The organism is Nocardiopsis mangrovi, from assembly GCF_042653925.1.
Lineage (GTDB): Bacteria > Actinomycetota > Actinomycetes > Streptosporangiales > Streptosporangiaceae > Nocardiopsis_B > Nocardiopsis_B mangrovi.
Window position 1 is genome coordinate 62,445 of the sequence record NZ_JBHSFQ010000019.1, and the last position, 22,108, is coordinate 84,552.

General features: G+C 75.2%; 21 protein-coding genes. 7 read left to right on the top strand and 14 right to left on the bottom strand.

Going from position 1 to position 22,108, the window contains the following annotated elements:
* Positions 1 to 8: 8 nt before the first annotated feature.
* Positions 9 to 1,340, bottom strand: a complete 1,332-nt coding sequence (locus ACFO4E_RS18895; RefSeq protein WP_378576626.1) for an SWIM zinc finger family protein — start codon at positions 1,338 to 1,340, stop codon at positions 9 to 11.
* Positions 1,341 to 1,492: 152 nt separating this feature from the next.
* On the opposite strand from ACFO4E_RS18895, the gene ACFO4E_RS18900 reads away from it, so the two are divergent.
* Together ACFO4E_RS18900 and ACFO4E_RS18905 are read left to right on the top strand one after the other, a co-directional pair.
* Complete coding sequence (locus ACFO4E_RS18900) at positions 1,493 to 2,587, top strand: methyltransferase (RefSeq protein WP_378576628.1); 1,095 nt, start codon at positions 1,493 to 1,495, stop codon at positions 2,585 to 2,587.
* A gap of 206 nt (positions 2,588 to 2,793) precedes the next feature.
* Positions 2,794 to 3,156: an STAS domain-containing protein gene (locus tag ACFO4E_RS18905; protein ID WP_378576630.1), complete on the top strand. Its 363-nt coding sequence runs from the start codon at positions 2,794 to 2,796 to the stop codon at positions 3,154 to 3,156.
* 94 nt (positions 3,157 to 3,250) lie between these two features.
* On the opposite strand, the gene ACFO4E_RS18910 is transcribed toward ACFO4E_RS18905, so the two are convergent.
* Together ACFO4E_RS18910 and ACFO4E_RS18915 are read right to left on the bottom strand one after the other, a co-directional pair.
* Positions 3,251 to 4,819, bottom strand: a complete 1,569-nt coding sequence (locus ACFO4E_RS18910; protein ID WP_378576632.1) for a PH domain-containing protein — start codon at positions 4,817 to 4,819, stop codon at positions 3,251 to 3,253.
* Positions 4,816 to 5,328 carry a PH domain-containing protein gene (locus tag ACFO4E_RS18915; RefSeq protein ID WP_378576634.1) on the bottom strand — a complete coding sequence of 171 codons (513 nt, stop codon included), beginning with the start codon at positions 5,326 to 5,328 and terminating at the stop codon, positions 4,816 to 4,818. The genes ACFO4E_RS18910 and ACFO4E_RS18915 overlap by 4 nt, the downstream gene beginning before the upstream one ends.
* Before the next feature lie 108 nt (positions 5,329 to 5,436).
* Between ACFO4E_RS18915 and ACFO4E_RS18920 the strand changes: the two genes are divergently transcribed.
* The 3 genes from ACFO4E_RS18920 (at position 5,437) to ACFO4E_RS18930 (ending at position 7,706) form a co-directional block, all read left to right on the top strand.
* Positions 5,437 to 6,360: an SPFH domain-containing protein gene (locus ACFO4E_RS18920; protein ID WP_378576636.1), complete on the top strand. Its 924-nt coding sequence runs from the start codon at positions 5,437 to 5,439 to the stop codon at positions 6,358 to 6,360.
* A gap of 16 nt (positions 6,361 to 6,376) precedes the next feature.
* Complete coding sequence (locus tag ACFO4E_RS18925; RefSeq protein ID WP_378576638.1) at positions 6,377 to 6,622, top strand: type II toxin-antitoxin system antitoxin; 246 nt, start codon at positions 6,377 to 6,379, stop codon at positions 6,620 to 6,622.
* 235 nt (positions 6,623 to 6,857) lie between these two features.
* A complete protein-coding gene (locus ACFO4E_RS18930) occupies positions 6,858 to 7,706 on the top strand; it encodes a peptidoglycan recognition protein family protein (RefSeq protein WP_378576640.1) in 849 nt (282 codons plus the stop codon).
* 346 nt (positions 7,707 to 8,052) lie between these two features.
* Here the strand turns inward: ACFO4E_RS18930 and ACFO4E_RS18935 are convergent, their stop codons facing one another.
* Complete coding sequence (locus ACFO4E_RS18935; protein ID WP_378576642.1) at positions 8,053 to 9,126, bottom strand: acyl-CoA dehydrogenase family protein; 1,074 nt, start codon at positions 9,124 to 9,126, stop codon at positions 8,053 to 8,055.
* A gap of 96 nt (positions 9,127 to 9,222) precedes the next feature.
* Between ACFO4E_RS18935 and ACFO4E_RS18940 the strand changes: the two genes are divergently transcribed.
* On the top strand, positions 9,223 to 10,470 hold the full coding sequence (locus ACFO4E_RS18940; protein WP_378576644.1) for an acyl-CoA dehydrogenase family protein: 1,248 nt from the start codon (positions 9,223 to 9,225) through the stop codon (positions 10,468 to 10,470).
* A gap of 49 nt (positions 10,471 to 10,519) precedes the next feature.
* Here the strand turns inward: ACFO4E_RS18940 and ACFO4E_RS18945 are convergent, their stop codons facing one another.
* From ACFO4E_RS18945 to ACFO4E_RS18975, 7 genes are all read right to left on the bottom strand, one after another.
* The gene (locus ACFO4E_RS18945) at positions 10,520 to 12,253 is read right to left on the bottom strand and encodes a class I adenylate-forming enzyme family protein (RefSeq protein WP_378576645.1); all 1,734 of its coding nucleotides are present in this window, start codon (positions 12,251 to 12,253) and stop codon (positions 10,520 to 10,522) included.
* Between the two features lie 135 nt (positions 12,254 to 12,388).
* Positions 12,389 to 13,330: a S1 family peptidase gene (locus ACFO4E_RS18950; RefSeq protein ID WP_378576647.1), complete on the bottom strand. Its 942-nt coding sequence runs from the start codon at positions 13,328 to 13,330 to the stop codon at positions 12,389 to 12,391.
* A gap of 344 nt (positions 13,331 to 13,674) precedes the next feature.
* The gene (locus tag ACFO4E_RS18955) at positions 13,675 to 14,994 is read right to left on the bottom strand and encodes a ferric reductase-like transmembrane domain-containing protein (RefSeq protein WP_378576649.1); all 1,320 of its coding nucleotides are present in this window, start codon (positions 14,992 to 14,994) and stop codon (positions 13,675 to 13,677) included.
* Complete coding sequence (locus tag ACFO4E_RS18960; protein WP_378576651.1) at positions 14,981 to 15,937, bottom strand: FAD:protein FMN transferase; 957 nt, start codon at positions 15,935 to 15,937, stop codon at positions 14,981 to 14,983. The genes ACFO4E_RS18955 and ACFO4E_RS18960 overlap by 14 nt, the downstream gene beginning before the upstream one ends.
* Entirely contained in the window at positions 15,927 to 16,664 is a 738-nt protein-coding gene (locus ACFO4E_RS18965; protein WP_378576653.1) for a DUF2271 domain-containing protein, read from the bottom strand. Before ACFO4E_RS18965 ends, ACFO4E_RS18960 begins: the two co-directional genes overlap by 11 nt.
* A 190-nt stretch (positions 16,665 to 16,854) precedes the next feature.
* Complete coding sequence (locus ACFO4E_RS18970; protein ID WP_378576655.1) at positions 16,855 to 17,295, bottom strand: VOC family protein; 441 nt, start codon at positions 17,293 to 17,295, stop codon at positions 16,855 to 16,857.
* A 573-nt stretch (positions 17,296 to 17,868) separates the two neighbouring features.
* Complete coding sequence (locus ACFO4E_RS18975; RefSeq protein WP_378576657.1) at positions 17,869 to 18,045, bottom strand: hypothetical protein; 177 nt, start codon at positions 18,043 to 18,045, stop codon at positions 17,869 to 17,871.
* 338 nt (positions 18,046 to 18,383) lie between these two features.
* On the opposite strand from ACFO4E_RS18975, the gene ACFO4E_RS18980 reads away from it, so the two are divergent.
* The gene (locus ACFO4E_RS18980) at positions 18,384 to 19,013 is read left to right on the top strand and encodes a TetR/AcrR family transcriptional regulator (RefSeq protein ID WP_378576659.1); all 630 of its coding nucleotides are present in this window, start codon (positions 18,384 to 18,386) and stop codon (positions 19,011 to 19,013) included.
* Between the two features lie 31 nt (positions 19,014 to 19,044).
* On the opposite strand, the gene ACFO4E_RS18985 is transcribed toward ACFO4E_RS18980, so the two are convergent.
* The 3 genes from ACFO4E_RS18985 to solA all read right to left on the bottom strand — a co-directional run bounded on the left by ACFO4E_RS18985 (position 19,045) and on the right by solA (position 22,100).
* On the bottom strand, positions 19,045 to 19,566 hold the full coding sequence (locus ACFO4E_RS18985) for a pyridoxamine 5'-phosphate oxidase family protein (protein ID WP_378576660.1): 522 nt from the start codon (positions 19,564 to 19,566) through the stop codon (positions 19,045 to 19,047).
* A gap of 147 nt (positions 19,567 to 19,713) precedes the next feature.
* Entirely contained in the window at positions 19,714 to 20,901 is a 1,188-nt protein-coding gene (locus tag ACFO4E_RS18990; protein WP_378576662.1) for an aromatic ring-hydroxylating oxygenase subunit alpha, read from the bottom strand.
* Positions 20,898 to 22,100, bottom strand: a complete 1,203-nt coding sequence (gene solA, locus ACFO4E_RS18995) for an N-methyl-L-tryptophan oxidase (RefSeq protein WP_378576664.1) — start codon at positions 22,098 to 22,100, stop codon at positions 20,898 to 20,900. Before solA ends, ACFO4E_RS18990 begins: the two co-directional genes overlap by 4 nt.
* Positions 22,101 to 22,108 lie beyond the last annotated feature (8 nt).

The following is a 22,108-nucleotide window of genomic DNA, read 5'->3' on the forward strand; positions in this document are numbered from 1 at the left end:
TGGGCGGCCTAGACGGATTCGCCGGTGAGCTGCACGGGTGCGCCGTCGGGGTCCCAGACGGTCAGTGGGCGCAGGCCGTGCGGGGTCCACTCGGCGGCGACCGTGGCCGGGGCGCCGCCCGTGACGGCCGCCCACTGCCACGGCGGGGCCGACGCGGCGTGCAGCGGGAGAGCGGCCCCGGTGGGGTCGGCCAGCCACCACCCCTCGTTCCGGCCGATCACGGAGTCGGCCACCACCACCGGCCACGCCTCCAGCCAGGGGTCGTCGGCCAGTGCCCGCGCCCACGACGCAAGGGCGTCGGCGACGGTGCCGCCCCGCGGCGGCCCGGTCCGCCGCTCGGCGTGGCGCCGCGTGACGACGGCGCGCGATTCGGCCGGGTGGAAGGCGAGGTCGGCGTCGACTTCGGTCCCTATCCGGACCGGCGCGTCGGGGGCCTGGCCGGGCCGGGCGAAGGACACCAGGGCGGCGGCGCGCCCATCGCCGCCGCGCAGCCAGATGCGCCGGCCGCGTACCTGCCCCGCGTCGAAGAACGCCTGCCCCAGCACCTGCCAGGTGTCGCGGACCGGAGCGGATTCGTCGGCCGCGGCGGGGATCCCCGCCCGCGACCGGACGGTCGCACCCAGCGGCGCGGGGAGCCGGTCGCGGCGCCGGTAGCCGCTGATCAGCAGCCGCAACAGCGCGTACTCCGCCAGCAGCCGCGAGGGCCAGTCGGCGACCCGGCCGATCCCGGCGAGGTCGCGGACACGGTCGGCGATCCGCGCCGCCTGGGCGTCGACCAGCCGCGCCGCCATGTCGTCGTAGTGGGCGTAGCCCGGGTCGCGCGCGCCGGCGAGCCCGGACCCGATCTGGTCGCGCAGCCACAGCTCCAGTTCGGCGAGGCCGTCGGCCACCCGGTCCTCGCGCCGCCGCGCCCGCTGCTCCCGCTGTTCCTGCCGCCCGGCGGCGTCGGCGGCCGGCCGCGGGGACGTGCCGCCCGCGGCCGCCCCCCCGCGCTCGGCGAGCCAGCCGGCCACCCAGCCGGGCGGGTCGCCGGCCTCGGCCACGTGCCCGCCGCTCCACAGGTGGAGCAGGGCCAGGGTGTGCTTGCACGGGAACTTGCGGCTGGGGCAGCTGCACCGGTACGCGGGCGAACCGGGTTCCAGGAAGTGCACCGCCGCGCGGTAGGGGGTGGCGCCGCTTCCGGAGCACTCCCCCCACAGCACCTCTGCCACCCCCGCGGCCGACCGGAGCCCCCGCACGGGCCAGGACGACGGGGTCCGGGCGACCTGTGCCGCGGCCTTCCGGGACGCGGCGTCAGGGGCGAGAGCCCAGATGTCGTCGGCACTCCAGCGTTCGCTCACACCCCCGAACCTAGGCCCAGGGTGTGACATTCACCCGGCCCGGACAGCGGGACGCGGGGGACGAAATCGGCCATCCCGGTGATTCCGCGGGCACACGGCGTTACGGTGAAACGGGAGCAGGGGAGAGCGCGGGAGCGGACCGGGGAGCGGTGATGCACGTGAGAGAGGCCCAAGACGACGCCGATCGCAGTGAGCTGCTGGGACTCCTCGTGGGGCCCTGGCTGGCGTACGCGGTCTCCGCCGCCGTGGAGCTGGGCGTGGTCGACCGGATCGCGCGGGAGCCGGCGGGCCCCCGGGAGCTCGCCGAAGAGCTGGGCCTGCGACCGGAGCCGCTGTACCGGCTGCTGCGCGCCCTCGCGGCGATCGGGATCCTCGCCGAGGACCCCGAAGGCGCCTTCGCCCCCACCGGCAAGGGCCGCCTGCTGAGCGCCACCCATCCCGGCTCGATGCGCGACCTCGCGCTGCTCTACACGAGCGGCTTCTTCACCGACGCCTGGAAGCGGCTGGGCGACTCGGTCCGTACCGGCGAGCCCGCCTTCCGCACGGCCCACGGCACCGACATCTACGGCTACCTGCACACCCACCCCGCCGACTCCGCCCTCTTCGACGCGGGGATGTCGGTGGGCAGCTCGTTCGCCGCCGAACTCCCCGCCGTCGTCGACTTCTCCGCGGCCTCGCGGATCGTGGACGTCGGCGGCGGCGACGGATCGGTGCTGGCCGGGCTGCTCATGGCCCACGCGCATCTCAGCGGCGTGCTCTTCGAGCGCCCCGATGTGATGCGCTCCGCCGAGGGGCGGCTGGGGACCTACGTCGCCGAAGGCCGCTGCCGGGCGGTCCCCGGCGACTTCTTCCGCGAGGTCCCCGCGGGCGGGGACGTCTACCTGCTCTGCCGCGTCCTGCACAACTGGGACGCCGCCGCCGCCCGGACGATCCTGGCCAACTGCCGGGCGGCCATGCCCGCCGACGGCCTGCTGCTGATCCTGGAGCGGATCGTCCCGGGCCACGGCCCCGGGCGGGGCGGGGCCGCCGTCCCCGACCGGGGGCCCGAACCACGTGGGACCGCCGCCCCCGACCGCGACCCGGCCTGGCTCGCGCTCGCCTTCGACCTGAACATGATGGTCATGACCGCCGGGCGCGAGCGGACCGCCGCCGAGTACGACGAGCTGCTGGGCTCCGCGGGGCTGCGCACCCGTGAGGTCCGCGACCTGGCCGGCGAGATGCGGGTCCTGGTCGCCGCCCCCGGCTGACCTGCCTCGGCACGGGGCGCCGACCTGGTGGCCCGGTGGCCGCCCGGTCGCGGCCGGCGGCCGTCACGGCGGTACTCCGTCGCAGGTCGCGGGTGTTGCGCCGCGAATATCCCGAAACCGCCTACCTGGCCGTCGCCGGGTCGATACGATCACCGGCACGGGGGGCCGGTACGAATGTGAGCGTTGGGATTCGAGGAGGCCGCCAGGTGTCGGGACGAGAACGGGAGCGCTTTCCCTGCACGGAGGCCGTCGTCGTGCCCATTCACGGTGAGATCGACATCGCCACCGCCGACGACATGCGCGACCGCATCCTGCGGGCGGCGGGGCCCTCCGGCCGGTCCTGCATGGTGGTCGACCTCTCCGGCGTCGTCTTCTTCGACGCCAGCGGGGTGCGGGCGCTCATGGGCGCCTACCGCCGGCTCACCGGAGAGGGCCGCCACATGGTCCTCGCCGAGCCCACCTCGGTGCCCGCGCGCATCCTCGACGCCCTCCAGCTCCACGAGGTCTTCGACGTCTACCCCCTGGTCGAGATGGCCCTCGCCCACATCAACCGCCCCGCCCGCCGCTGAGCCTCCCGCGGGTGCCCGCCTCCGCCCCGGCCCGAGCCGGGAGAGGCGGGCCACACGGCGTGCCGCCGGCGTCCGTCCGCCGGCGCCGGCCCGGTCAGGCCGGCTCCAGGAACGGGGCGAGCAGCCCCGGGACCGCGTCGTCGGCGAGGCGGACCCCCTCGATCAGCCCCATGTCGACCGCGCGGTAGACCCCGGCGCCGCCGGCGGTCGTCGCGCCCACGGTGACCAGGCCGGCGCGGCGCTGCATCGGCGAGCGGGTGAACCGCCAGCCGATGATCCCCTCGCGTTCGAGTGCGACCGTCGCGCGGGCGGCCATGCCCGTGCGCGTGATCAGGTGCCCGGGCGTGAGCGCGTGCCCCAGCCCCCGGTAGGCGCCCACGGCGTAGGCGACCAGAAGCGGCGCCGCCACCGCGGCCGCGATCGGCCCGGTCCACCAGGCCACCCACGGCGTGGCCGCCGCCGCGCCCGAGAGCACGGCCCCGATCAGGGCGGTCAGCAGCAGCGCCCCGACCACGCGGCGGCGCAGCGCGGCGCTCGGGTGGGCGGTGAGCGGGGTCTCCAGGAGGAGGAAGGGGGCCTTCAGCACGGCGGCGGCCAGCCGCCGGGCCCGCGGCCCCGGCATCGCCGGCGACAGCGCGTTGCGGGAAACGGTCTCCTCGTGGTCGCCCCCGCCAAGGCCGGTCGCCACGGCGGTCACCTTGGCCCCGCCCGACCAGCGCAGCGGCAGGGGCTCCAGCACCGCCGCGCCGTGCAGCCGACGCTCCTCCACCGACAGCGCCTTGGCGGTCAGCAGCCCCCGCCGCACCAGCAGCGTCGCGTCGGCCTCCCGCGTCATCCGGTAGTTCCACCACGCCTCCACCTGGAGGGCGGTCGCCGCGACCGTGCCCGTCGCGGCAACGGTGAGCACCAGTGCGGTGGCGGCCACGGCGGGGTGGGCGAGGGCGAAGTCCCAGACGGGCATGGCCGTGCGGGCGGCCCGCTCCTCGCCGAACCAGCTGAGGACCTGCCACACGCCGCCGAGCGCGCCCGCGCCGAGCAGCGGGACGGCGCGGCTGAGCGGGGCATAGCCGAACCAGGCCGGGGACAGTGCCGCGAGTACCGCGGCCCCGGGCAGGCCGGGTGCGTCCCCGGTCTCCGCCGCGGACGCGCGGAGCAGGAGTTCGCGGCGCAGCCGCGCGCCCTCGGCCGCGGTGACGTAGTCCAGGCGCAGTTCGTCCTGCTGAGCGGCGCCCGCGGACACGCCGGTCCCCACGGTCACGGTGCACAGGCCCAGCACGCGGACCCAGATCGCCGCGGAGACGTCCACGCTGCGGATCCGTTCGCGCGGGATCGACCGCGAGGAGCGCGCGACGATCCCGGATTCCATCTCCAGCCGCTCGCCGGTGACCCGGTAGCGGGTGCGGCGCAGCCGAAGCGCGTCGAGGCCGACCAGGACCCCGATGAGCAGCACGGCGGCGGGCACGATGACCACCGGCCACGGGAGCGGCGCGCCGCCCAGGACGACCGCGGCGGTGGCGACCAGGGCGGGCAGCCCGATCACGGCGGCGAGCACGATCGCGCCGGCCCAGACGGTGGCCGGGCTGAGGCCGCGCCAGTCCGCCGGTTCGACGGTGCCACCGGAGTCCTGCCGCGGGGCCGGGCCCGCGGGTGCGGCGGCGGTCATGTGGCATCACCCGGCAGCGCCCGGGTCGTGGCGGCCGTCAGGCGCGCGGCCAGCCGGGCGGCGCGTTCATGGCCGAGTCCGTCGATGCTGAGGGGCCCGGCGGCCGAAGCGGTCGTGACGGTCAGGCTGGACAGGCCGAACAGCCGCTGGAGCGGTCCGCGGTCGGTGTCGACGGTCTGGATCCGCGACATCGGCGCGATCCGCCATTCCTGCCACAGCCACCCGGAGGCGGTGTACACGGCGTCGTCGGTGACCTCCCAGCGGTGCACGCGGTAGCGCCACAGCGGCATCGCGGCGGTGACCGCGACACCCGCGGCGGCGAGGATCCCGGCGGCCAGCCAGAGCCAGGGGCGGGCGGCGTCGGCGAACGGTATCGCGTCCAGGACGGTGACCGCCGCCGGCACCGCGGCGGCCGGGACGGCGATGAGCAGGGACCGGGTGGTCCACCAGGCGATGGCGCGGCGCTCCACCCGGTGGCGGGGCGGTCGCAGGCGCAGGGGTACGGGCATCGGTTCTCCCTGTCAGGTCGGTCCGGACCGGGGTCCGGAGGGGCGCTTAATAAAGTGATATCACAATGCTATGCTGGCGGCATCACATCAGATCGAGGGAGGACCCCCATGAACGACGCCACGCGCGCCGACGCCGCGAGCGTGCAGATGCCCGACCCGAAGGTCCGGGAGCGCCAGGTGAGCGGGGCCCCCGGGCTGCCCGTCGCGGCCCTGTGCCTGGTCCTCGTCGTCGCCGGCGTGCTGCTGGTGCTCGCCGGATTGTTCGCCGGCGCGGGCCCGGCGGCATGGGTCGGCGGGATCGCGCTGATCCTGGCCGGCCTGATCGCGGCGGTCGGGCTGACCATCGTCGCCCCCAACGAGGCCCGCGTCGTGCAGTTCCTCGGCCGCTACTCCGGGACGCTGCGCGAGGACGGCCTGCGCTGGGTCAACCCCTTGACCACCCGGCAGCCGATCTCCACCCGCATCCGCAACCACGAGACGTCGGTGATGAAGGTCAACGACTTCGACGGCAACCCCATCGAGATCGCCGCGGTCGTGGTCTGGCAGGTCGAGGACACCGCGCGCGCGGTCTTCGAGGTCGACGACTACGTGCGGTTCGTCTCCATCCAGACCGAGACCGCCGTGCGGCACATCGCCAACAACTACTCCTATGACGCCCACGACGAAGGCCGGCTGTCGCTGCGCGACAACGCCGACGAGATCACCGAGAAGCTGTCGGGGGAGATCGCCGCGCGGGTGGAGTCGGCGGGGGTGCGGATCGTGGAGTCGCGCTTCACCCATCTCGCCTATGCTCAGGAGATCGCCCAGGCGATGCTCCAGCGCCAGCAGGCCGGCGCGGTCGTGGCCGCCCGGCAGCTGATCGTGGAGGGGGCGGTGGGAATGGTCGACATGGCGCTCCAACGCCTGTCGGAGCAGGACGTCGTCGAGCTGGACGAGGAGCGCAAGGCGTCGATGGTCAGCAACCTGCTCGTCGTGCTGTGCTCGGACCGGCCCACCAGCCCGGTGGTCAACACCGGCTCGCTCTACCAGTAGCGGACGGCCGATCACCGTGGCCGAGCGGAAGAAGATCCTGCTGCGACTCGACCCCGCCGTGCACGACGCGCTCGCCCGCTGGGCGGGCGACGAGTTGCGCAGCACCAACGCGCAGATCGAATTCCTCCTCCGCCGCGCGCTGTCCGATGCGGGCCGCATGCCCAACAACAGCGCGGCCATCCCCCGCCGGGGGCGCCCGAAGAAGGCGCCTGATCCCGAGGAGGACGCCCCACCGGATTCCGGCCCCGAGGCCGAGGAGTGACCGGGCTCTGGGCGGCGCCGCGGCGCCGCCCAGAGCCCGTCCTGTAATTCCAGCTCGTGCGGCCGGGCGGGCGTTGTGGCACCCTGGGCGAAATCGAGGCCCGCGGTGTCAAGATCTCTTATGCGACCGTTACCGGCCATCTGATATGCGCGCGGTGACCCTGTTCTCGCCGCAGGTCACTGTGCTTTCCTGGGGCGGCTGGTGCCACAAGCATCCACAACCAAGGATGGGTCACATGACCGAAACCAGACGATCTATCGACGCCGAAACCGCGCCCGGCGCGGTCGACGGGATGTCGCGCCGGAGTATCCTCCGCGGATCGGCATTCGTCGCCGGCGGCGTTCTGCTCGGCGGCGCGGCTCAGGTGGGGATGGCCGGCAGCGCCCTCGCCGCACCAGAGCCCTCGATCTCGTCGCGTTCCGCCTGGGGCGCCCGCGCACCGCAGAACCCGGCGCAGGTGACCAGCACCAGGCCGACCTACATCGTGGTCCACCACACCGCCACGGCCAACAGCACCGACTACAGCCAGAGCCACGCGTTCGCGCTGTCGCGGTCGATCCAGAACTACCACATGGACTCCAACGGCTGGGCGGACACCGGGCAGCAGCTCACGATCAGCCGCGGCGGGCACATCATGGAGGGCCGCAACCTCTCCCTGTCGTCCATCCGCGGCGGACGGCACGTGGTCGGCGCGCACGTCGCCAACTACAACGGCGTCGCCGTCGGTATCGAGAACGAGGGCACCTACACCTCCGTCGGCCCGACCACCGCGCTCTACAACTCGCTCGTGGCCACCTGCGCGTGGCTGTGCACGGTCTACTCCCGGCCCACCTCGGCCATCGTCGGGCACCGCGACCTCAACGCCACCGCGTGCCCCGGCAACCAGCTCTACGCGCGGCTCCCGCAGCTGCGCTCCGACGTCGGCGCCCGGCTGACCAGCATCGGCCTCGCCGAGCTGCACGACGCCGACCTGCGCACCGACGAGCGCCCGCCCTACCCGCGGACGCCGGACGACGAGCCGTTCGTCCGCTACGACCACGGTCCCGCCCTCGGCTCGCGCGACCCCAACCACGCGATCGGCTGACCCCGACGGCAGCGGCGGCCCAGCGAGCGGGCCGCCGCCGCCCCGGCCCGACACCCGCCCGCCCGGCGGCGACCGCGGGACCGGGCCCGGCCCGGCCCCGGCCGCGCACGCCGTGCCCACCGCCGCCGCGCACCCGGCGCGCGTCCGCGGCGCTGCCGCCCCCGTATCGCATCGGCTTCTCGCCCACCGGGATACCGCGCCCGCCTGCCCGTCGGCCCAGCGCACCGCACCGGAGTACCGCGCCCGCCGGGGCCGGAACGCGCTCCCTCGCGCAGTCCTCGGCGCGGTCGGCCGGTTCCGCCCCGGTGGCGGATCCTCCGCCGCCCGCCGCCCGCCGGTCCGGCGGTCAGTCCGGGTCCAGCCCGAGCGGGCCCGCGAGCCGCCGCCGGTGCCACTCCGGGCTCCCCAGGAGCAGCGCCGAGGCGTGGGCGCGCTTGAAATACCGCTGGCAGGGGTGCTCCCAGGTCACGCCGATCCCGCCGTGCAGCTGGACGGCCTCACCGGCGACCGTCCGGAACGCCTCCGCGCACACCGACGCGGCCAGCGACACCACCTCCGGCGCGTCGGGCGCGCCGTCGGCGAGCGCGAACGAAGCCGCCTGCGCCGCCGACCGGGCACTCTCGACCAGCACGAGCATGTCGGCCAGCCGGTGCTTGACCGCCTGGAAGGCCCCGATGGGCCGGCCGAACTGGACCCGCTGCCCGGCGTAGGCCACCGCCGCCTCCAGGCAGTAGGCCGCGCCGCCCACCTGCTCGGCCGCCAGTGCGGCGCGCCCCGCGTCCAGGGCGCGTTCCAGCACCGCCGCCCCGTCGCGGGCCACCCGCCGGGCGGGTGCGCGGTCCAAGGCGACCCGCCCCTGCGGCCGGCTCGGGTCCAGCGGTACCCGTGCGGTGACGGTGACGCCTTCGGCGCCGGGGTCGACGGCGAACAGGCCCGGCCCGTCCGGCCCGCGTGCCGCGACGAGCATCAGGTCCGCGGCCGCGATGTCGAGGACGCGGTCCTTGGCCCCGGTCAGCCGCCAGGATCCGTCCGGTCCGGGAACGGCGCGCGCGGTGGTGGCCTCGATGTCGCGGGCGCCCTCGTCGGCCCAGGCGAGGGCCGCCACGAGGGAGCCGTCGGCCAGGCGCGGCAGCCATCTCCGGCGCGCCGTCCGGTCCTCGCTCGCCGCCAGGGCCTGCCCGGCGAGGATCGCCGAGCCCAGGAAGGGAACGGGGGCCAGCGCCCGGCCCAGCTCCTCCATGACCACGTGCGTCTCCCGGCAGGAGAACCCGCCCCCGCCGTAGCGCTCGGGCAGTGCCAGGCCCTGCGCGCCGATCTGGCCGGCGAGGTCGCGCCACATCCGTCCGGGATCGCCGGCCCGCCGCTCGGCCAGGCCGCGCACGGCGGCCCGCAGATGCTCCTGTTCGGCGCTGAAGCGCACGGCACGCCTCCCTCATCGCTACCTAACAAGTGTTTGCTAGGCTATCCCGCGTCCCGGCACCGCAGAAGGCGCCGGACCCGACCGGCGGGAGGGGCCGTGGACCCGGAGCGCGAATTCCGCGAGGAGGTCCGGACCTGGCTCGCGGAGAACCTGGTCGGAGATTTCGCCGCCGCCCGCGGGCTCGGCGGCCCCGGCCGCGACCACGAGGCGTTCGGCGTCCGCCTCGCCTGGGAACGGCACATGGCCGCCGCCGGCTGGACGTGCCTGGGCTGGCCCGTTGCGTACGGCGGACGCGGCGCGGGGATCGGGCGCCAGGTCGCCTTCCACGAGGAGTACGCGCGCGCCGACGCCCCCGCCCGGGTCAACCACATCGGGGAGCACCTGCTGGGGCCCACCCTCATCGCGTTCGGCAGCCCCGCGCAGCGCGCCCGGTTCCTTCCCGCCATCGCCGCCGTGCGGGAGCTGTGGTGCCAGGGCTACTCCGAACCCGGAGCGGGATCGGACCTCGCGGCGGTCGCCACGCGCGCCCGCCCGGACCCCGGGAGCGGCGGATGGGTGGTCGACGGCCGCAAGGTCTGGACCTCCCACGCCCGCGAGGCCGACCGGTGCTTCGTGCTCGCCCGGACCGAGCCCGGCTCGCGCGGCCACCGCGGGCTGGGCTACCTGCTGGTGCCCATGGACGCCCCGGGCGTGGAGGTGCGTCCGATCACCCAGCTCACCGGCACCTCCGAGTTCAACGAGGTCGTCTTCGACGGCGTGCGCACCGGCCCCGACGCCCTCGTGGGCGCGCCCGGCGACGGCTGGCGGATCGCGATGGCCACGCTCGGCTTCGAGCGGGGCGTCTCGACGCTCGGCCTCCAGGTCGGCTACGAGCGCGAACTGCGGGAGCTGATCCGGGTCGCCCGCGACAACGGCGCCGCCCGCGACCCGCTCATCCGCGACCGGCTGGTGCGCGCCTGGACCGGCGTGCGCACCATGCGCTACACGGCGCTGCGCACGATGGCCGCCACCGCCGCAGGGGCCCCGGGACCCGAAGCCTCCATCGGCAAGCTCTTCTGGGCCCGCTGGCACCGCGACCTCGGCGAACTGGCGATGGACGTGCTCGGGGCGCCGTCGATGCTCACCGCGGGCACCGCCACCGCCGCCCGTGAGGCGGGCACCGCGGACGGCGCGGCGGACCCGGCGGTTCCCGGGGGATACGACCTCGACCGCTGGCAGCGGCTCTTCCTCTTCTCCCGCGCCGACACGATCTACGCGGGCACCGACGAGATCCAGCGCAACGTCATCGCCGAACGCGTGCTCGGCCTGCCCCGCGACCCCCGCCCGTCCCCACCGCCCGCCTGAGGGCGGGGACCCCGGCCGGCCCGCGCCGGGCGCCCGGCGCGGGCCGCGGCTAGGAGCCGGCGTCCCAGCCGTGCTCCGCCTTCACCCGCCTCTTGAGCAGCTTGCCCGCCGCGTTGCGCGGCAGGTCCCGGTCGACGATCCGGATGTGGGCGGGGACCTTGAACGGTGCCAGGCGGCCGTCGAGGTGGCCGCGCAGGTCCGCCTCCGCCAGGGTGTGCCCGGGGATCGGGTGCACCACAGCGCCGACCTCCTCGCCCCAGACCTCGTGGGGGACGCCCACCACCGCGACCTCGCCCACGGCGGGGTGTTCGTGGATCGCGGCCTCGACCTCCGCGCAGTACACGTTCTCCCCGCCTCGGATGATCATGTCCTTGGCGCGGTCGACGATGTACACGAACCCCTCATCGTCGAGCCGGCCCAGGTCCCCGGTGTGCAGCCAGCCGTCGGTGAAGGTCTCCGCGGTCGCCTCCGGCCGTCCCCAGTAGCCGAGGACGACGCCGGGCCCGCGGATCCACACCTCGCCGACCTCGCCGGGCGGCAGCTCCGCCCCCGCGGGGTCGACGACCTTCACGTCCACGGTCGCGACCGGCAGCCCCGCGCTGTCGGGGCGCAGCAGGTAGTCGCGGCCGCCGTTGATCGTCGCGGTGGCCGAGCACTCGGTCATCCCGTACCCCTGGCCCAGCATGAGCTCGTGCAGGCGCGCCCGGGCCCGCCCGACCAGGGCCGGTGGCGCCGGCGCCCCGCCGGAGCCCAGCGTGAGCAGGCTGGAGAGGTCGTGCTCGGCGAGTCGCGGCGAGGAGAGCATCTGGGAGATCATCGCCGGCACCGCGGTGATCGCCGTGACCCGCTCCCGCTCCACCGCGCGCAGCGCCTCCTCGATGTCCCACCGGTACATCAGCACCAGCGTCCCGCCGGCGGCCAGAGTGGGCAGCATGACGGTCTGCGCGCCCGTGGCGTGGAAGAGCGGCAGGACGCACAGCACGACCGAGGGCGGCAGCGCGTCGAGGAGCGCCCGCACCTCCGGCAGCTCCAGGCCCAGCCGCATCAGCGCCCGGTGCCGGGCGTAGGACCCCGCCAAGATGTTGGCGATCATGTTGCGGTGCGACCCGAGGGCGCCCTTGGGGACGCCGGTGGTGCCCGACGTGTAGAACATGGTCGCCGGATCGTCGGGGGCGAGGTCGGCCGGCGGCAGGTCGGCGTCGCCGGGCACCTCGCCGAGCACGTCCGGCCAGGCGCGGGCGCCCGCCGGCAGCGGGCCGGGGGCGCGCACCGCGACCACCGCGACCCCGAGCCGCTCCGGAACGCCTGCCAGCCGCTCGATCCGCTCGGAATCGGCGACGAGGACCTTCGCTCCGCTGTCGGTGAGCCCGAACTCCAACTCCGCGCCGGTCCACCAGGAGTTGAGCGGGACGACGATCGCCCCGATGCCCGCCGCGGCGAAGAACGCGACCACCCATTCCGGGTGGTTGCGCATGGCGATCGCGACCCGGTCGCCCTTGGCCACGCCGTAGTCGTCGACGAGGCGGCGGGCGAAGACGGCGGCGGTGCGGAAGTAGTCGGCGTGGCTCATCCGCTCGTCGCCGTAGACGAGCGCCGCGGCGCCGTCGCGCCCGCGGCTGCCCTCCAGGATCGCGCGGAGGTGGACCGGCGCGTTCGCCCAGATCCGGGTCGGGACACCGTTGATGTCGGCGGTCGCGGTCTCGAAGGGGCTGCCGCGCACCAGGAGCCGGGCGGTCACCGCCGCCAGCGAGCGCACCGGCCGGGCGATGTCGGAATCGGTCATCTGCACCTCCGTCGGTCCCTGGTGTGTGCCCCCGGTCACATAGGAAGTCGTGGATGCGAGATTACGCTACCGACCGGTCGGTATCCAGGCCCCGGCGGACCGCGCGGTGGCCGGCGCCGCCCGGCGCCCGCGGGTTCAGCCGGCCATCAGCGTCACGCCCCAGCCCGCGAGCAGGGGATTGATCGGAGCGAAGTACGTGGCCCCGCCGGTGGCGCAGCTGCCCGCCCCGCCCGCGTGGATGCCCTGCGCCTGGCCGCCGCTGAGGTAGGGGCCGGGCCGGTCGCCCGGTTCGGTGCAGATCGAGGTCCGGGTGAGGCCCGAGACCGGGCCCTGGGGGAAGTTCACCGTCTGATTGCGGGCCTGGACGACACCGCAGTGGACGCCGGTCGTGGCGCCGGCCCGGCAGACCTGCGCGCCGACCGGGGCCTCCTGCGACCCCGAGACCGTGGCCAGCCCCGCCCCCATCCGGACATAGGGCGTGGGCGTCCAGCCCGGATCGGCCACGACCAGCGCCGCGCCGGCCGGGGAGACCGCCGCGAAGGTGCCGGTGCCGCCGCCCGTGCCCGACGCCGTGTCGCCGACCTCGCCGCAGCCCGGCCCCGCGACGAACCCGGTGTCGACCGCCAGGCCGATCACGCACCGCACCACGCCGTCGGTGGCGAACGGTTCGCCGCCGATGATCTGCGCGTCGGCCGCCGCAGTGCCGCGGCCCGGCGCCGGATCCGCAGCGGAGGCGGGGACGTCCGGTGCCAGGGGGCGGGGTTCGCCGGTCTCCACCCGCACCGCGCCGGCGTCGACGCCGCTCGCCGCGATGAGGGGGCCGGCGGCGCCGGGGTCGCCGCCGGCGACGCCGATGACCACACGGCCGGTGGTGGGATCGGGGTACCAGCCGGTCACGTCGGTTCCGGCGGCCCACGCGGCGGCGTCGAGGCCGGCCGCGACGGCGTCGAGCGTGCGCGCGTCCGGCGCACTGTCGCGCGGCCCTGCCGCGGCCGGGCCGGCGGGCAGGAGGGCGAGGGCGAGTCCGGCCGCCAGGAGGGCGGCGGCCGATGTGCGGGTGGTGCGGGCGCGGTCCACGGTTCGTGCTCCTTGCTGGGGGAGGACAAGGGCGGGACACGGGGCACCGGGGCCGGTCGGGGGCGGACCGCCGGCGTGCGGGGAACAGCGGATCCCGCGGCGGCTCGGAGGGTCCACGCGCCCGGGCGGTCGCGGGGCGGGTGTCCCCTGAACCGTAACCGCGGGCCGGCGCCGGAGAGGTGGCCGGTACCGGGCGCGGGACCGGGTGGACGCGGCGGTGGCCGGCTGCTACCCACGGGTCGGCGCCGGAGTCCACCGCCCCGGATCGCCCGCCTTCCAGGGCACCGGCGCACGCGCACCGCGCACGGGAACGGCGGGCCCGTGCCCGGCGGCGCCGGCGGATGTCACCATTCGAACTTCTCCGTGTGCCGCTGGCCGGGGCCGATGCCCTGCTCGTCGAGGGCGGCGTCCACCGCGGCGACGAAGGCGGGGCCGCCGCAGACGAAGAAGCGGGCGGTCCGCGCGGTGCGCGGCCCGATGCGGCCCAGCACCGCCTGCGCGTCGAACCCGGGGCCCCCGTGCGGACCCGTCCGCGCCGGCTCCATGTGCACGTAGTCCGGGCCCAGTTCCCCGCGCAGCTCCGCGCCGAACAGCGCGGTCGCGGGCGACCGGCTCACGTGGAAGAGGGTGAGCCCGCCGGCCGGGCGCGAGCGCACCAGCTCCACGAACGGGGTGACGCCGATCCCGCCCGCGATGAGGACCGTCGGCCGGTCCCCGCGCAGCGCCTCGTGGGTGAAGGTCCCGTGCGGGCCGTCGACGTACAGGGTGGCGCCGGGCGCCAGCCCGCTCAGCTCGCCGGTGAACGGGCCCGCGTCGCGCACGGCGAAGGTCAGCTCCCCGCTGCGGGGATCGGTCCGCACCACGCTCAGCGGGTGCGACCGCGCCGCGGGCCCGGTGCGCACGTTGCAGAACTGGCCGGGCAGGGGGCGCAGCCACGGGCCCTTGGGCGCCATCGTGTAGACGGTCGCCTCCGGGCCCGCCCGGGTGGCGCCCGTGAGTTCATAGCGGGGCGAGCGCAGCGGCGCGGCCAGGCGCCACGCGCACGCCGCCGCGAACGACGCCCCCAGCGCCAGCCAGTAGGCGCGCAGCCAGGCGTTGTCGTGCATGAAGGAGCCCACCCCGTAGGCGTGCACGAACACCAGCGCGCCCAGCGGGTAGGACAGGTAGTGGACGTAGTTCCAGGTCCGGTAGCGGACCGCGGCGCGCAGCAGGGTGCTGGTCAGCCACAGCGCCAGGAACATCAGCAGCGCCGCCCGGCCCAGGGACGTGTAGCTCGACTCCGCCCAGGTGAAGTCGAAGCGCACCAGGTATCTGAGGTCGTGGCGGTCCGCGATCATCTCCATCAGCGGGTGCAGGAGGATGAAGAAGGCCCCCAGCGATCCCAGCCAGGCGTGCAGCGCCACGATCGCGCCGCGGTCGGGGGTCAGCAGCGCCGATACCTGCCGCATGCCCAGGACGAGCTGCCACCAGATCAGCACGCCGCCGATCAGGCCGGCGATGTTGGCCAGCCCGGGGACGGGCCCGCCCACCGCGTCCAGCATCCCCAGCAGGGGCGCGAACGGGAGCAGCGAGACGGCGATGGCCGCCGCCACGTAGCCGGTGCGCAGCGGGCGCGGCGCGGTGAGCGCGGCCTGCCGGGCCGGGCTCGCCTCATGAACGGTCATCGAAGGCCGCCTCTTCGCAGTGGAGGTGGAGGTTGGGGGAGGGGCGCACCCGGCCGTCGCGGTCGACGGTGATCCACGCGGCGGTGGCGTCGAGCCCGGCGAGCAGGTCCGGGCCGGCGCCGGTCCCGAGCAGGAGCAGGCAGGTCGCATAGACCTCGGCCGCGCCCAGGTCGGCCGCGAGGACCGTGGCCTGCGCGCAGTCCGATGCGGAGGGGGCGCCGGTGCGGGGGTCGATCAGGTGGTGGACGGGTGCGCCGTCGGCGTCCCGCCATGCGCGGCGGGCGACGCTGCTGGTGGCCACGGCGGTGGCCGGCGCCAGGGACAGCTCGGCGGCGGTCGCGCCGGTCAGGGGGTGCTCCACCCCGATCCGCCACGGGGCACCGTCCGGGGGGCGCCAGGCGGCGATGTCGCCGCCGGCGTCGATCAGGCCGCGCGGGACGCCGCCGCGCCGCAGGGCGTCGGCGGCCTGCTGGACGCTCCACCCCTTGACGAAGCCGCCGAGGTCCACGCGCAGGCCGGGGGAGAGGGCGACGGTGCGGTTCACGTGGTCGATCTCGACCCGGGGCGCGCCCCGGGTCGGCGGAGGCGGAGCGGCCGCGTGGCCGGATGCGGCCACGCCGTCCGGGGCGATGAGCGCGAAGTCGCGGTCGTAGCCGATGCGCTCCATGTCGGCGGCGAGGAACGGGTCGAACAGCCCGCCGGTGCGCTCGGAGTGGGCGCACGCCTCGGCCAGTGCGGCGGCGAACATCGGCGCGACCTCGGTGGGCCGGCCCTCGGCGGAGTTGACCCGGGCGGTGTCGCTGCCGGCGGTGAACCGGCTGAAGGTGCGCTCGACGTCGCCGAGCCAGCCGAAGACCTGCGCCTGCCGGGTGGTGTCCAGCGCCGCGAGGAGGACCTCGGTGCCCATCAGGCGCTCGCGGGCGCCCCGGCTCTCAGGAGCCACGGGTGAAGGCGGTCAGCACGGCCGGGTCGAGCGGCTCGCCGGGGCTGAACTCCGCGCCGACGTCCTCGACCATCGTGCCGTCGCGCTCGGCGGCAGCGGGCAGGAACTCCTGCTCCGCCGCCGAGGAGCTGGGCTCCTCTCCCAGGGTGATCGTGCCGGTGAACATGATCCGGTTCTCCCAGGAGGTGTTGCCCTCGATGCGGTACACGTAGTCGCCCGGCGGGACCGGCCGCCCGGTGCGGTCGGTGCCGTCCCAGTAGAGGGTCTGGTCGCCGCTGTCCTGGGCGGGGCGGCTCGCGCTCTCGACCTCGTCCTGGGGTGCGGACTCCCACTGCGCGGCGGCGCGCCATTCCACCAGCGATTCGGGGCGGCGGACGTAGCCGCCGTTGGCGGTGAAGCTGGTGGCGAAGAGGGTGCGGATGTAGGTGCCGCCCGCGTCCTCGATCCACACCGCGATCTGGTTGCTGGCGAGCTGCGGCAGGCGGTGCAGCCGGTAGTTCACCCGCACCAGGCCCAGGCCGGCCGCCGCGGGCTCCTGGGCCGACTCGCCCGGGGAGGGGCCGGGCCCCTCGCTCTGCGCCGGCGCCTGGGGGGCGGCCTGGCCCTGGGGGGCGAAGGCCACGGCCTCGACGGGCTCGCGGTGCAGGAAGTAGGTGCCGGTGGAGACGGTGGCCACGCCGGTGACGACCACCAGCGGGACGACCATCCGGATGCTGCGGTCCGACATGGGCTGCGGCGTCCTTTCCGGGTTCCGGTCAACGGCGAACAGGTCGAACGGGTTAAATCCGCGCAAACCACGACATATGCCATTTATAAGTCCTCTCACGAGTATAAGATCGCTGACGAAAATTCGACGAAAGACCAGCTAGGGGGCGTAATCGAGTGATCAGCGACACGCGATCACGCCCCGCCTCCCGCTACTCGGGGATCTCGCCCAACCGGACGGTCCCGGACGCGTCGACCCCCCACCCGGGGTTGTGGCAGACCTCCCAGATCACCCCGTTGGGGTCGGCGAAGTGGCCGTGGTACCCGCCGAAGGCGGCGCGCTGCGGCGACTTCACCAGGGTGGCGCCCGCCAGGAGGGCCGACTCCACGACCGCGTCGACCTCCGCCGGGCCGTCGACGTTGTGGGCCAGGGTGAGCCCGGTGACGCGGGTGTCGGCGACGGCGCCGGCGATGTCGGCCCGGAACTTCTCGGCGTCGAAGAGGCCGAGGGCGAACGCGGGGGCTGTCTGGAAGAAGATGATCTCCCCGGGGACGTCGAGCAGCGGCTCCCAGCCGAGGCCGTCGCGGTAGAACCTGCGTGCGGCGTCGAGATCCGGGGTCGCCAGCGTGATGATGTGCGTCTTCTGTTCCATGCCGCGAGTCTTGCAGCGGGGCGGGGTCGCGGGCTTGAACGAAACGGCCGTCTTCCCGGTCCCGCGCGGCGGCCTCGCGGCCGGAGGGTGCGCGCATATGCGGGGAAATGCATCGGCCGCGGAGTTTCGCGTCGTGTGGCCGACCGGGAGAATTTTGCCGGGTTCGTTCCCGTGCGTTCAATTCGCGCGTCGGATGTCCGGTGGAATTTCCGCCGCGCGCACGTCCCGCCGCGGATCCCCATTCGGGCAGGCGGGCGTCCAGGGAGGTCAGGGATTTGCGGAAGCCGCACACGGGGTGCATCCGACGGGCCATATCCACGTGAGGCAGATAACCGGGTGCGAGTTGCGCCGATGGGCTGTGGAAAACGGTTCTGAGATCGTAGAGTGCGAATCCAGGGATCTCGGAGGGAACCGGATATTCGGCGCCACCCCGGGGTGCCGCGGACACAGGACTTCCCCGGCCACATTCCGACGAGGGGGTGGGCGGGCCGGGGAGCAGGGAGGCCCCGGGGCCGTGAACCCGCCCCGGGGCCTCACCTCGTCCGGCGCCCGCCCCGTCCGCGCCCGGCGCCATCAGCTGAAGAACTCGACCTCCACCACCTCGTCGTGGAAGTGCACGGGGAGACTGGATCCGGGAAGGGAGACGAGGGAGCAACGGGCGGCCTCGAAGCAGACGTCGCCCATGGCCGGGACCGGCCAGAGGGCGAGCGCCGAGGCGGTGACGGATGCGGCGGTGAGCCGTCGCAGCATGGTGGGCTCCGTTTCCAGGCGTGTGTAGGGGTCGGTGTGTGATCGCACGGTGTCCGGCGCGTCCCGCCGGGTGCCGGGGCGGTGATCCGCCGGTTCCCGGCCGCAACGAACACCGGAAAGTGCATGTCCCAAATCGGGTCCGCGAACGCCCTCGAAATGGCCAAGTGCAGGTCAAGGGAGTCCCGGACCGGGGCGTCGCCGACGTGTGCGGTGAATGTGGCGAGGGCCACCGAAGCACCGCGAATGCACACCGCGTGATGGTCGCGCCGGGTATCCGGCCCATCCGGCCCGGCCGACGGCGACGGGCGCCCGCCGACGCGTCGATAAGGTCGGGAACCGTGTCCAGCAAACAGAAACGGCTGCCCCGCGAGGTCCGCGAGCAGCAGATGATCGACGCCGCCGTCCAGGTCTTCTCCCGTTCGGGCTACCACTCCGCGAGTGTCGAGGAGATCGCCGAGGTGGCGGGGATCTCCAAGCCGATGGTCTACATCTACCTCGGCTCGAAGGAGGGGCTGTTCACGGCGTGTATCCACCGGGAGGCCGACCGGCTGGTGCGGGCCGTGCGCGACGTCGTGCGGGCGGACGACCCGCCCGAGCTGGGCCTGTGGCAGGGGCTGCGCGCGTTCTTCGGGTTCGTCGCCGAGAACCGCCAGAGCTGGGTCGTGCTCTACCAGCAGGCGCGCACCCAGGGCGAGCCGTTCTCCAAGGAGGTCGCGGCGGCCCGCGCGCGGGTGCTGGACGAGATCACCGCGATGGTGGTGGCCGGGACCGGGCTGCCCGGCGGCGGGCGCATCATCTCCCCCAAGGACGCCGAGATCCTCGCCCGCATCGCCACCGGAGCCGCCGACGCCCTGGTCGACTGGCTGCTCGACCACCCCGAGGAGACGCCCGAGAGCCTGAGCGACCGCGTCCTGAACCTCGCCCTGGTGGGGGTCGAGCGCGCCACCGCCGACTCCGCCGCCCTCTGAACCGCCCGCGCCGCGGGCGGCCCCGCACGGGTCAGGCCAGGCGCCAGCCGGTCTGGGCGAACCTGTCGTCGCCCTTGCGGAAGGCGAAGACCCTGGCGGGCGCCACCTCGTAGACGCCCGCCAGACCGCCGCCCTCGTGCCAGAAGTCGCCGCCCCTGACCTCGAAGCGCCAGACCTCGCCGTACTTGTCGACCCACGCCTGCGCCAGGGACGCCAGCCGATCCGGGTCGCTGATGCGCACCGCCGCGCCCTCGGCGACGACGTCGAACCCGCCCTGGAGCGCGCTGTCGCCGGTGGTGAGCACGACGTTGGGGTTGGCGGCGAGGTTGTGGGCCTTCTGCTCGCGGTCGCCGGTGCTGAAGTACAGCGACGCGCCGTCCCAGACGGCGATCAGCGGGGTGACGTGCGGGCGCCCGTCGCGGCGAACGGTCGACAGCCAGTACGTCCCCGCGGTCTCCAGGGTCGCGTGCACCTCCGCCCACGCGCTCGGTCGTGCATCGGGCCGGCTGTAACGCGCGTCGAGCGTGCCGGTGCGCGCGGGCGAGTCGGTCATGGCGGTCCCTCCAGGGTCGGGGCTGCGGCCGGGCGGGCCGGTGCGGCGGGCCCGGAGCCCCCATCCTGCCGGGGCCCGGTGACAGCGCCGGTGCCGCCGCCCGGCGCGCACCTGTCCCCGGGCGGCTACCCGCGGGCGGCGGCTCCGCTACACGCCCGGCTCCGCGGTCGCGGCCGGCGCGGCCCCGCCGCCCGCCGGCGCGCCGATCCGCTCCGCCAGCCAGTCGTGGAACGCGGCGATGTGGTGCTCCATGGGCACCAGCACCCCGCCCGCGCGGTAGGCGCGCGACGCCATGGTCGGCTGGCACCGCTCGCAGGCGTCGAAGTCCTGCCGGTTGACCCGGTCGAACAGCTCCACCGAGCGCGAGACGTCCGCCCCGCCCGCCAGGGTGTCCGGCGCGTACAGCCAGTCGCACTCCACCCGCGTGCGGTCGGCGGCCAGCGGGAACATGCGGTGCACGATCACGTGGTCGGGAACGAGGTTGACGAACACCTGCGGGGCGATCGTGATCGCGTAGTAGCGGCGGTCCTGGTCGTCGCGCACGCCGTCGAGCCGGCCGAACCCCGCCCCGCCGTCGACCGTGAACCCCTCGACCTCCGCCCCGAACTCCGCGCCGTGGCCCACGTAGTACTGCGCGGCGTAGCCGTCGGCGAACTCCGGCAGCACCTCCGTCAGCTCCGGGTGGATGGTGCCGCAGTGGTAGCACTCCATGAAGTTCTCGATGATGAGCTTCCAGTTGGCCCGGACGTCGTAGGTGATGCGCCGCCCCAGATCCAGGCCGCCGACCCCGTAGTTGCCGATGGCCTCGGCCGAGCCCAGCCGCTCGGCGACGACCCCTTCGACCGTCTCCGCGAACGACGGCGGGTCGTCGGCCAGGCACACCCACACGTACCCGAGCCATTCGCGCACGTGCACACCGATCAGGCCGTGCGCGGCGCGGTCCACCCCGGGCATCCCGGCCAGGTTCGGCGCGGCGATCAGCCGGCCGTCGAGGTCGTAGGTCCAGGCGTGGTAGGGGCACTGGAACGAGCGGCGGACCTCGCCCGCCTCCTGGACGCACAGCTGCGCCCCCCGGTGCCGGCACACGTTGAGGAACGCCCGGACCTCCCCGGACCGGGTGCGGCTGACCAGGACGCTCTCCCGCCCCACCTGGACGGTGCGGAACGCGCCGGGGCGCGCGAGGTCGCCCGAGCGAACGGCGCAGAACCACACCGCCTCGAAGACGCGCTCCTGCTCCCGCGCGAACAGCGCGGGGTCGGTGTAGAAGTGTCCGGGCAGTGTCGCGATCAGGTCCGAAGCCGGGGCGGGAGCGGGGGAGGGGTCGGTCGCGGTCACGGGGTCACCTCGTGTGCGTCGCGGCGGTCGGGGGAGCAGACGGCGGCGCCGCCCGTGAGGGCGCGGCGCGGGTCGAACAGGCCGATGGGGTGGCGGGTGGCGCCGGTGGTGGCCAGGTCGGCGAGGATCTCGCCGACCACCGGGGTGAACTTGAAGCCGTGCCCGGAGAATCCGCAGGCCACCGTCGCCTGGGGGTGGCCGGGGTGCGCGGCGATGACGAAGTGCTCGTCGGGCGTGGTGGTGTACATGCACGCCGCCCCGCGCAGGAAGCGGCCGGGCAGGTCGGGCACGCGCGCGGCCAGGTGGGCGGCGATGTCGGCGATCTCGCCGGGGTGCACCTCGCGGTCGAGGGAGTCGGGCGAGGCCGCGGTCCCGCGCCGGAAGAACGCCGTCTTGACGCCGTCGCCCTCGCCCTCGTAGGCGGGGAAGCCGTAGACCTGCGTGCCGCCGGCGTCCTCCCACACGTAGACCGGGTGACGGCCGGGCCGGAAGGGCGCGGTCCCGCCGCGCGGCGCGAACCAGTACTGCACCTGGCGCTCCACCGTGAACGGTACGCCGAGCCCGGCCAGCAGCTCCGGCGCCCACGCCCCCGGGCAGACGACCGCGTGGCCGGCGGTGTAGGTCCCCGCCCCGGTCACCACCCGCACCCCCTCGCCGCCGGGCAGGGGCGCCCAGCTCAGAACCGGCTCGCCGAAGCGCAGGTCGGCTCCGTCGCGCGCGGCCAGCCGCAGGTGGGCGTCCACGGTGGCCTCGGGGCGGACGAACCCCGCGCGGGCCTCGTACAGCGCGACCTCGTCGTCGGCGGGGGCGAAGGTGGGGAAGCGGCGGCGGATGTCGCCGGCGTCGAGCATCTCGTAGGGCAGCCCCCACTTCTCGGCGGACTCCCGGCTGCCCGCGACGGTGCGGCTCTCGGGGCGGCCGAGCATCAGCCCGCCGGTCGTCGTCATCAGATCGGCGCCGGAGTCGCGGCACAGTTCCTCCCACAGCTCATAGGAGCGCAGCAGGAGCGGTACGTAGTCGGGGTGCTCGAAGTAGGCCTGGCGGATGATGCGCGAGCCGCCGTGGCTGGAGCCCCGGTCGTGGGCGGGGCCGAAGCGCTCCAGCCCCAGGACGCGGCGGCCCCGGGCGGCGAGGTGGCGGGCGGCGGCGCTGCCCATGCCGCCCAGGCCGATGACGGCGACGTCGTACGAGGTTGCCATGGGGATCG